Raw genomic sequence first — 11757 nt, forward strand, 5'->3', positions numbered from 1 at the left:
TTGAAGTAGGCGTTGCTGTTCTTCCGTTAGGGGATAAGTGCGTTTTTTTTTTGAGCAACTGGTTTTTGCGAAGTTTGTGACGGGAAATACCCAACGGAACGCAACTCTTCAACACTTTCTTTAACCACGGTAATAATGCGATCGATATCCTGGTCAGTGTGAGCTGCGGAGAGAAAACAGACGCGACCTTCCCAAACATAAACCCCTTTGTGGATCAATAGGTAAAACAAGAGATCCATTTCAATGGGAAGGTACAGTTCACTAAACATACTTTGGAACTCAATTCTAAAAATCGACGCAAACTGATCGGCCCGCAGCATGAGTCCCTCAGTTTGAAAATAGTGATTCAAGGCTTGAGCAAGTCGGGCCGTAGAGTCATTCAATTTGGCTTGTAATGCTCCACCTTGCTCCTTGATATGGAGAAGAACTGCTTTGGCCGCTGACATGGCCAGAGGATGTTTGCAAAAAGTACCAGCAAAATAAGTGGGTTCCGTTTGGGGATACGATTGGTCTCCATAGTTCCAAGTGCCCCCGTCAATGCGATCCATATACCTAGCTTTTCCAGCTACGACCCCGATCGGCATCCCACCGCCAACCGCTTTTCCATAGGTTGCAAGATCGGCTTCAATCCCAAAATATTCCTGAGCACCACCAGGCGCGGCCCGGAATCCCAGAATCACTTCATCAAAGATCAGGGGAATATCTTCTGAGTGGGTCAGGGCACGTAGCTCATGCAAAAACTCCCTTGGCGCAAGACTAAGCAGTCTGCTTTGAACAGGTTCTACCAGCACAGCGGCCAGTTCATGTCGATGTTGTCGAATAACCTCTAGACTCTCTGCTTTGCCATAGTCCAGCACAATAACATCTTTCACCATATTAGGTGACGTTCCTGGGAACATAGGTTGGCCATAGGGTGTTCCATCAGTTTGTGCCGGAATGGCTAACGTACCATCAAAGTGACCATGATAAGCACCTTTAAACTTCACAATTTTATGCTTACCACAAGCCGCGCGAGCAATCCTTACTGCGGTCATCACAGCTTCAGTCCCAGAATTACAGAAAGTCACCCGTTCTTTCCCCGTGACCTCAGAGAATAGTTTGGCAACTTCTCCGGCCAATGGTGTTTGAGGACCCATTTGTACGCCAGTGGTTAGGGTGTAGCGAACCGGATTCATGATGAAATCTGGATTATGACCCAACAGATGAACCCCAAAGCCCATCGTAATATCAATGTATTCATTGCCATCAATATCCCAAATGTGGGAACCTTCGGCACGCTCTGCAACAATTGGGTAGAAAATCTCCTTCAGTTTGGGACGAAGGCCCCTAATTGATCGGCGATCTGCCAGGTAATTGCGATAGGCAGCGGCATTTTCTTTTGATCCCTTGGTGCGTTGGGAGTAGGCTTGGACCAAATTGTCGATGAATGCCTGTTGTTCAGCTGTTGGTGGTTTGCCGGCTTTGCCTTTTGCTCCCCAAAATGAGAATGGAGCAGGTGTCGATCCGATTTTTTCCGCTGGTTTTGGTTTAGTGGCCTCCACCGGCTTGGCAGGTTCCATTGGTTCCATTGCCTTAACCAGGGGTTGCTGTTGATGAGAAGGGGGACTCACGGGGACCACAGCCATGCTGGATTTCTCTTGAATAGCTTCCAGTTGTTTCGTCATCACCAGTAGTTGCTGCTGAACAATGCGCTCTAAGGCTGTCGAGGTGCCGTTTTCCACTGGTGCAAAAGAAACCGTTGGTTCCTGAGGGAGTTTAGTTTCAAGGGTAACAGTGGGTTCAGATGGTTGGGCAGGTTGGTGAAGAAGAGCTGCTCCATTGGCCGATGGGGTGACAACTGGTAGAGAAACCTTTTCTGGTGGGACTTTCTGACTTAAGAAGTCAATGAGTTGTTGAAGGTTGGTCAACTCATCCAGGAATTGGTGAATAGCTAGAGTAATGCCGTAGTCTTTTTCAATACGGGCAATAACATTTAATAAGGTGAGGGAATCTAGTCCTAGGCTGAGGAAAGATGTTTCACGATCGATGGCACTGCTGTCCATTCGCATCATAGTTGCAATCATTTCCGTCATTTCCCGTCCGATCCGCTCTGAAATAGCAGATGGTGAAGCAGTTCTAGAGGATTGTGTAGAAATCATAGTTGTTTCTGGCCAGTAACATTGACGTTGAAAAGCGTAGGTAGGTAGGGGGATTTTCCGTCGGTTTTCATTGACATGAAAAGCATTCCAATCTATAGAAATCCCACAGTTATAGAGACAAGCAAGGCTATCTAAAATATCACCATAACCCTTTTGCGGTCCTTCAAGAGTGGGAATCCAGTTCAGTTCTGGAAACTCTCGTTGTCCTAGACCACAGAGGATTGGTTTAGGTCCAATTTCCAGAAACATAGTTAGTCCAGAATCCACAATAGTTTTTAATCCATCATGAAAACGAACAGTTCCTCGAATATGGTCTGTCCAATAGGTGGCATCTAGGGTCCGATCTGCATCCAAAAGATCCCCTGTCAAGTTAGAAATGAAGGGGATTTGGGGTGGATGGAAGTCGAACTGGGAGGCAAATCGTTCAAAAGTATCCAGAATGGGGTCCATCAGTGAGGAATGAAACCCATGGGACACAACTAATTCTCTGTAGTTGATATGTTCTGCTTGTAGGTGCTGGATAATCTGTGTTAATGATTCCTGTTTACCTGAAATCACCACAGCTTTTGGCCCATTAATTGCAGCAATGGAAACATCTGTGTAGTCCTGTATGTAGCCCATAACCACATCCTGGGCAGCGAAAACACTGATCATGCTCCCTGACTCTGGGAGTTCCTGCATCAGGCGTCCACGTTCAGCCACCAGCATTAACCCTTCTTCCAACTGGAAAACCCCAGCCACCCATGCGGCTGCAAATTCACCCACACTATGACCAATCACCATGCTGGGTTGAATGCCCCAAGAAAGGAACAAGGCAGCAATGCCACATTCAAGAGCATAGAGTCCTGGTTGAGCAAATTCGGTTCTGTGGATCGAGGTGTCCTCGTCTTTTGCCAATAGAACATCTAGAAGAGAGTGCCCGCAATGGCCCAAAAATGCTGTTTCACAGCGATTTAATACATCTTTAAACACGGGTTCAGTTTCATACAATCTGCGGCCCATACCGGCAAATTGTGAACCTTGCCCTGTAAATAGGAATGCCAGTTTACCAGAAGCAGTGGTGCTGGAGAGTAGGACAGGGTTGCGTTCCAGTTCCCGAATCATCTCACTATGATCGCTTGCCACATAGGCTGCTCGAACGTTGAAGTGCTTCCTACCTAAATGGGTTGTGTAGGCAGCATCGGGTAGGGAGATATCTGGATGTGTTTGGAAAAAGTGAGTATACTTAGCAGCCAGTTCGACGACGGCTTGCTCGGATTGGCCGGAAAGGGTAAGTAATACTCTAGGTCGGCTACTGGGTCTAGTTTGCGCCTTAACTGTTGGAGCTTCAGCAATGATGGTGTGGGCATTGGTGCCACCAATACCAAATGCAGAAACACCGGCAATACGGGGATTACCATCGGTCGTCCAAGGATTGAGTTGAGCGTTGACAAAGAAAGGAGTCTGTTCAAAATCAATTGCAGGATTAGGGGATTGGAAGTGGAGACTCGGTGGAATTTGTTGATTTTCCAAAGCCAGGACTGTTTTTATCAATCCGGCAACGCCAGCGGCTGAAATCAGGTGTCCAATATTGCTCTTTACCGAGCCGATGGCACAATAGCTACGCCGATCGCTCTGACTCCCAAATGCTTGGGTGAGTGCTCTAATTTCAATAGGATCTCCCAACTCTGTTGCCGTTCCGTGGGCTTCCACATAGGAAATAGATTCTGGTGAAACTCCGGCGACTCTCATGGCCTCAGCAATTACAGTAGCTTGCCCCTGTACTGATGGGGCTGTAAACCCAACCTTCTCGGCACCATCATTATTAATAGCTGAACCTTTGACCACAGCCCGAATTGGATCGCCGTCTTCCAATGCCTGACTCAAGGGTTTGAGGAGGACTACGCCGACTCCGCTGCCAAAAGTGGTCCCTTTAGCCTTGGCATCAAAGGGGCGACAATGGCCGTCTGGAGAGAAAATCATGCCTTCCTGGAAAATATAGCCAGCTTGGTGGGGATGAACGACCGAAGTACCTCCAGCTAAGGCTAGATCGCAATCGCCGTTGCGGATGCTTTGGCACGCTAGGTGAAGGGCCACTAGCGATGTAGAACAGGCAGTTTGGACGTTGATACTGGGACCAGTTAGGTTTAATCGGTAGGAGACCCTGGTTGGTAGGTAATCCTTGTCGTTGCCAAGCATCACCTGAAAGTTGTCCACTGATGAAAAGAAGTCACCTCTATGGGACAAAACCTGATGTAAGTAAGAGCTAATTCCGGCCCCAGCAAATAGACCAATGGTATCTGTGGTTTGGGTAGGAATAGTACCAGCACTTTCCAAAGCTTCCCAAGCACATTCCAAGAATAGGCGTTGTTGTGGGTCCATAATCTCGGCTTCAAATGCGGGAATACCAAAGAAACTGGCATCAAAATTCTGGATATCTTTCAGAATGGGGTTGGCTTTGACGTAATTTGGATTCTGTAATAATTCTCGCTCAACACCACTTTCCAGTAACTCTTCATCCGTAAATAATGTAATAGACTCAACTCCTTCCTGCAAGTTTTGCCAAAATTTTTCTGGGTTATCTGCACCAGGAAACCGACAACTGAGTCCAATGATGGCAATATCTGTTTCTGCAACTTGACTTTTAGTTGATTGTTTGTTTAGAGTTTTTCTAAAATCTCGGTGGGGTTGTGTAGGGAAATTTTGCTCAGAATTCTTTTGAATTTGCTCCGTTTCCTCAGAGAGATTTATATTTTTTTGATTTCGTAAATATCTCGCTTGGGCTTGAATTGTTGGGTATTGAAAGAGGTCAACTTGATCGATGACATTAGATCCTTCAAACCGCTCTTGAATTTTGGCATGGAGTAGGGTTAAAAGAATGGAACTTCCTCCTAGCTCAAAGAAGTTGTCTGTGATTCCTACTTCTTCAATTTGTAGTGTTTCAGCCCAAATTTCGACTAAAAGATGTTCTTCATTTGTGTTGGGTGGTTGAAAACTGTTTGTGAGTACTGGTCGTTTGATATCTGGTTCAGGAAGTTGCTTGCGATCAATCTTGCCATTGAGTGTTTGCGGAAAGGAGTCTAGAAATACAAATGCCTTTGGAATCATATAGTCGGGTAGAAATTCCCGCAAATGCTTCCGCAAGCGAGGTTCTATTTGTCGCCCCAAATTCAGTAGTATCGGGCAATTAGCCATTTTTTTAGCCGATGCTACTGAGTTTGACTCTGGAAAAATCGGAGCTACCTGGTTATCCTTGAGAAAAACAACATCAAATACACCGTTTTCATCACTATTAGCCCAACTGACGTAAACGCTATAGTTATAAATTTCACCTATATCAAAACATTCTGCTGGTTTGATGGCGCTATCATTATCCGTTGGAACAATCAGGGAATTATGAACCGCTGCCAAACCTAAGACCTTTGGTTGATTCTGAAGTGTTTGTGTTAGGTAAGTTTTTGTCCAGTTTTGTTGCGTCCAATGGACCCACTCGAATGTCTCAGTTGGACGGGAACCCATTGAAATCACCACATCATAGCGATAGCAGGTGAACTCGTTTTCAAAGTTTCCTGCTTTAGGCACGATCCGGACTTCGGAAATGGCTGGAATCGCTTTTTTCAAGGCTAAAAACCATTCCGGGCTAATTACTAGCTCTTCTTCTTTGCTCATGGACTGCTGTATTTGCTGGTCACTAACCGTTTGAGATGTAACCGTTTCCAACAGTTTTTTGTGGAACCTATGCAATAACAAAAGGTTACGAACATCCCCTATAAAAATAGAGCCATGGGAACAAAGCAACGGAATTAACTGTTTAATGACATTTTCCAAATAATCAATACTTGGGAAATATTGCACCACTGAATTCAGAATGATGGCATCGAAAGTTCCAGACTTCAGACTCGGTAGATTGTGGGCAGAACGATGGTGTAACTCTACCTTGGAGCCTAACTCTGAATTCTGGTTTAGCTGTTTTTGGATATAGGATATGGCTGCCTGAGAAATATCGGTTCCCACATAACGTCTGATATCTTGAGCAAGAGCAAAAAGCAGGATACCAGTTCCACAGCCAACTTCTAGCACCTGGGTGGGATTCAGTGATCGAATGCGCTCTAGGGTATTTTGACCCCATTCCCGCATTTCGGCTTCAGGCATCGGTTTACCAGTGAAGCTATTGTTGTAGCCACTGTAATTAAAGGTTGGATCGTAAACTGCCGATTCATCGCTGTGTGCTTTAGTCCAAACCTGTTCCCAAAGTGCAACCATGTCGGGTGTAGTGTGCAACTGAGGAACTACATAAGCTACCAATCTGGAGTCATCGGATCCATAGGATTTAACCGTAACTAGGGATTGCTGTACACCTTCAGATTCGTCAATATGGGCTTCGATTTCACCCGTTTCAATGCGAAATCCATTCACCTTCACTTGATGATCGATGCGACCCAGGAAATGTAATTGTCCAGACTCATCAATGCGACCCATATCACCAGTGCGATAAATGCGTTCGCCTGCGATTTCTGAATCCACAAACTTTTCTGCATTCAACTGGTGGCGGTCTTTATAACCCAAGGCTAAACCTTTGCCACCAATACCGATCTCGTTATTATCCAGAATGTAGATGCGAGTGTTGTGAATTGGGACTCCAATTGAGATTTTTGCATCTGTAATTGGAGCTAGGGTTGACCAAATTGTGGTTTCGGTTGGACCAAACATATTCCAAATTTCAGCACATTTGCCAATCATTCGTTTGGCTAATGCGGGTGGAAATGCTTCTCCTCCAACCAGGACTTTGAGGTTAGGATGTCCTTGCCAACCTAAATTGAGCATCATTTGCCAGGTTGTGGGTGTTGCCTGCATGATCGTGATATCACCACTTTCAGTAAGTTGATTCAGAATCTTGCCATTGCGTGCTTCCCTGCGGGTTAGCAAGCGAATACTCGCACCAGTAATTAAGGGGATATAGAGTTCTAGACCAGATATATCAAAGGAAATGGTAGTAAGAGCAAGTAGGCGATCGCTAGCCTTAATCCCTGGTGAAATCTGCATGGATAGTAAGAAGTTCACCAAGGCACTATGAGGTATCATAACCCCTTTTGGGTTCCCAGTGGAGCCAGATGTATAGATTAGATAAACAGGAGCTTGTGGTAAGGGAGTTTCCTCTGGCGAATCAATTGGTAGTGTGGTAAGTTGTTCATATAATGAATCTAACTGTAGAACTTCCACATTAAGCGTTGGAATCGCGGAGGCAAACTTTGTGGTTGATAAAATATACTGAATTCCAGCATCAGTTATCATAAACTTCAACCGTTCTGCTGGAAAGCTTGGATCTAGAGGAACATAAGTAGCTCCAGATTTCATAATCCCTAGCAATCCAATCACCATTTCAAAACTGTGATCCATGCAAATCCCCACAAATTGACCCGAACCTAATCCTCTAGATTGCAGGAAATGGGCTAGTTGATTCGATCGCGTTTTCAATTCTGAATAGCTTAGTTGATTGTTAGCTTGACATAGAGCTGTTGCCTGGGGTCTAAGTTCTGCTTGCCGATCAATTAGCTGTGAAGTGCTCTTAGTTTCCTCAGAGAGAAATGGGCCTGAAATACAAGGGATATCAGCCTCATTCAGGTTAGATGCAAATGTAGACATGGATGAGTCCTTTAGAAATTCTTTAGAATCAATGCAATGTAGTTAGGGTTTGCTGAAAAAGTCTTTTAGTAGGGGCAGGAGACAGGAGACAGAAGAAATGGAAATGAGCGAGGAGGTAGGAGTAAGAATTGTCCCTTAATTTTTCTGCCCAAATCTTGACCAAAATCCGCTCCTAAATTGAACCATTACCACTTAAAACCTCGCACTTTTTGATACTTAAAAAGGCTAAAACCTTTATCTATAAAAACTTTTAGATTTAATCAGCAAGCCCTAGTTATTGAGTCACTTGATAAGCAAGGTAATAAACAAGAATTTTCTGGGCATATTCTGAATGTCCAGGAAGGTAAGCCATTGGCTGAGAGATGTATTTTTGCTGCCATAACCCTTGGGATTCCATAGAGTTATATTCTGTTCCGTGACCCCCGTCTTCAAATAAATCAACCCGCTGTGAAAAGATCACCCATCCCCCAGGACGGGTGACACGGCAAAATTCTTGTAAAGGGAAGTGATTTGGAAAATAGGTAAGAACTCCAATACAGTATGTAGCATCAAAGGTGTTGTCTGGCCATGAAAGCGGTTCCTGCAGGTTGGCTTTCACTAATTCACGATATACCTGGCGCTGAACCGCCTTATCCAGTGATTTTTGGGAGATGTCAACACCTATGATATTGGTAAAACCCTGATTGTAGAGAAATTCTCCAGTAAGGCCAGTACCACAACCAGCATCTAGAATCAAGTCTTCAAGTGAGAAAAACTGCTTGGCTAGCTCAACACCAATTCGAGGGCCTTCATACGCCCATTGCTTGATGAGATCGTCATAATCATCGGCTAAAAAGTCATAATCGGCCTCGACTTTTGAAGCATTTACAGGAGGTTTATGTGCCCAAGCAGAACTAATACTCTGAGGTTCTTGACTCATAGTTTTATCAATTTAGGTTAATTTTGAAAAAAAAAGTTTAAGTGATACCTAAAATTAGACATCACTTAGGTATGACTTACCTAAGAATCATTTATATTTTTTTATATTCTCTGTTGGGCATTGTTCAATAATTGATAATTAGGGTTTGCTGAAAAAGTCTTATGGGCAAGGGTAGGAGACAGGAGACAACTCACCCCTCGCCCCTCCCCCTCCGGTGGAGGGGAAGACAGGAGAAATGGGAATTAATTAGGAGGTAGGAGGAAGAATAACCAAGGGATTATTCTGCGCAACTATGAGCCTAAAATGCGCTCTTTTTTGAACCATTATGACCATTAAGCTTGGACTTTTTTTAACTAAAAAATGCGCTCAACCTTTATATTTCAGTGCTTTTAGATTTAATCAGCAAACCCTAATTACCTCTCCCTAAAAGCTATCCCTTACCCATAAGTCTTGAAACCCTTGTGGGGAGGAGGAGAGCAGCGGTGCGACCCCGCGTCGGCGACAGACCCAAGGGAACGCGCACCAAGAGAGGGAGCAGGGGAGAAAGGAGAAAAAATCATAGTAGCTAAGTAAAACTACTGAAGTTGTCAAAAAAAAGTCTTTTTACATACATTTTTTCTCCCGAAAAACCTGAACCAAGACTTATGCATAACTCGTCTATTTTGTCAAGTTTTCTGCTAAGTTAAAGATGTGGGTAAAGCATAGCCCTAAAAGGAAGAGGATTGAATAAAAGGAAAATTTTTTCTCTCTTGGTCGATTGGATATGGCGAGGAGACCTCGCCATCCCTCGACCGCTTGTTTCTCCTTTAAAGAAGAGGCATTTTACCTTAATTATTCGGTAAGTAGAATCAAAAGTCTGGACTGAAGCGATCGCACAATTTCTAATTCCACTGGTATATTAGCTAATATTTCTCCTACTGTGGATGGGGATTGACTGTTTGAGTTAGTATCACAAGCTTGTAGAAATTCATATTCTTTCCTTGACAAATTTACCAATTTATATTCACCATCAAATATATTCTCACTAGGCCATCCCTGAATACAAGGACTTAATTCAGGTATTGCTGCTAATAGAAGGCGATCGTCAGACCAATCAATCTTGGGTAAAGGTGGCCTACCTAAGAAAAACTCGTAATGACTAATCTGAGGGTCTAATAATTCAATCAAACGATAACGTTCCCGATCGTCCAAATCAACAACTCTTTCCACTAACTCGGAAGATTTTCCGATAAGTCGCTCTATATTCCAGTATTCACGATTAGAAAATCCCAGAAACTTTAAACCAGATGCTTCTATCAACTCAAACAGAGTATCGATATTATAATCAATCTCTTGGGGATGGACATACATATCTGCAAAACACTCATCTCTTTTATTTTCAAAAGCCCATCTTTCCTGTTCATATTTGACAAGACGGTTATTCTCTGGTAGAGAAGCAAAAAGTTGACGTCCGATTTTTACTCCATCTTTGTAATTTCTAGGTTGATTACCTTGAAGGATAGCGATCGCCTGTTGCATGAGTCTAATTTCCCAGCGACCCAACTCTGCATAAACAAAGATGTGCATAATTCCGCCAGGAGCTAACTTCAAAGTAAGATTTTGAATACCTTTAATTGGATCGGGTAAATGATGTAGAACTCCTACACAATTAATAAAATCAAACTCTCCTTCTATTTGGCCTACATCATATATGCTGAGATGATGAAATTCTACTCGCGAAGCTCCCGAACGACTACACCGTTCCTTGGCCACTTGTAAAGCACCACTACTCAAATCAATTCCAACTACAGATGCTTGAGGATTAAGATGAACCAAATAATCTGTACTAGAACCAGTACCACAACCTGCATCTAAAATTCTAATATCTTGTTTTTGGGGTATTTGACCAGTGCAAAAACTGTAAGCTACTGGCCAACTCCAGCGCCAGTTATATCCAGGTGGTGCTTCATCTACTAAAGGGTCTGGTGGAAATGGAAAAGTATCGTACAGTCCCTCAACAGCAGAACTGATATCTAATTTATCCTTCATAATGAAATTGAATGTTCAAATGGGTCCAAAAAGCTCATGCGTATTAGCATTTTGGGCAGACAAGAGCAGAAAAATCAAGTAACAATTCTTTCCATTATCTCCTCTACAATTCCGATTTTTCCTAACTTCTGACTTCTAATACCATTTCTCTGTAACAATGCACTTAATAATTTTTGCTCAGACCTTATTACACTGACTATTCTCATCTTTATATTAAGCGCAGCTTCATAGAGAATTGGTATAACTCCTAAGTTCTAAACTTCTAACTTTTGACTTTTGGCTTTTGACTTCAAACTTTTAACTCCTAACTTTTGACTTCAAACTTTTAACTCCTAACTTTTGACTTCAAACTTTTAACTCCTAACTTTTGACTTCAAACTTTTAACTCCTAACTTTTGACTTCAAACTTTTAACTCCTAACTTTTGACTTCTAACTTTTGACTTTTGACTTATAAGCTTCTGACTTCTGACTCCTGACTTCTGACTCCTACTCTTGCCAAAAGACTTTTTCAGCAAACTCTACTTAACAAAAATTATTATTTTTTCTAAGATAAATGACCATAAATCTATAAAATAAAATTCTGTAAGGTTTTTAACAAACACGGGTAATTAGCCTAAAATATTTTACCTTTGAAACAAAGTAAGGAAAAGCTAGAACATAAAAATAGCAAAAATACTTACTTTCTTTATGCCTCAATATTTCTATATGGTTAGTGTTAGACAACTTAAGGTTAAATAACTAAGCCAAGATTAGAAATAAAACAGGTACATTGGGCTAGGCAATACTTAATATAAATTCAGCCTAGTTTTTAAGGATATTCAGTTAGAATATCTGCAAAAATAAGGTATAGGTTTCTAATGCTGATGTGAGAAACATCTGAACGAAAAATTTTGATGTAAAGCTACAGTAGTTTATCTGTGGAAATTCAGCAAGTATGGTGTTAAGAAAAATAACTATGCTTTCAGCAATAATCCAGAGGTAAGCAGAGAAAGTAGCTTAAATAAGATATAAACTTTGAGGTGGGGCATCGCCTTAAGTATCAATTAAGT

Annotated in this window: 3 protein-coding genes; all 3 read right to left on the reverse strand. The window is 42.6% G+C overall.

The window, feature by feature from the left end:
• Positions 1-26: 26 nt before the first annotated feature.
• The 3 genes from F6K06_RS08975 to F6K06_RS08985 all read right to left on the reverse strand — a co-directional run bounded on the left by F6K06_RS08975 (position 27) and on the right by F6K06_RS08985 (position 10707).
• A complete protein-coding gene (locus F6K06_RS08975) occupies positions 27-7760 on the reverse strand; it encodes a polyketide synthase (RefSeq protein WP_287241332.1) in 7734 nt (2577 codons plus the stop codon).
• Between the two features lie 274 nt (positions 7761-8034).
• On the reverse strand, positions 8035-8679 hold the full coding sequence (locus F6K06_RS08980; RefSeq protein ID WP_124143169.1) for a class I SAM-dependent methyltransferase: 645 nt from the start codon (positions 8677-8679) through the stop codon (positions 8035-8037).
• 831 nt (positions 8680-9510) lie between these two features.
• The gene (locus tag F6K06_RS08985; RefSeq protein WP_124143170.1) at positions 9511-10707 is read right to left on the reverse strand and encodes a bifunctional 2-polyprenyl-6-hydroxyphenol methylase/3-demethylubiquinol 3-O-methyltransferase UbiG; all 1197 of its coding nucleotides are present in this window, start codon (positions 10705-10707) and stop codon (positions 9511-9513) included.
• Between the last annotated feature and the right edge of the window lie 1050 nt (positions 10708-11757).

Origin of the sequence: Okeania sp. SIO1H4, assembly GCF_010672695.1 — a bacterium.
Classification (GTDB): domain Bacteria; phylum Cyanobacteriota; class Cyanobacteriia; order Cyanobacteriales; family Microcoleaceae; genus Okeania; species Okeania hirsuta.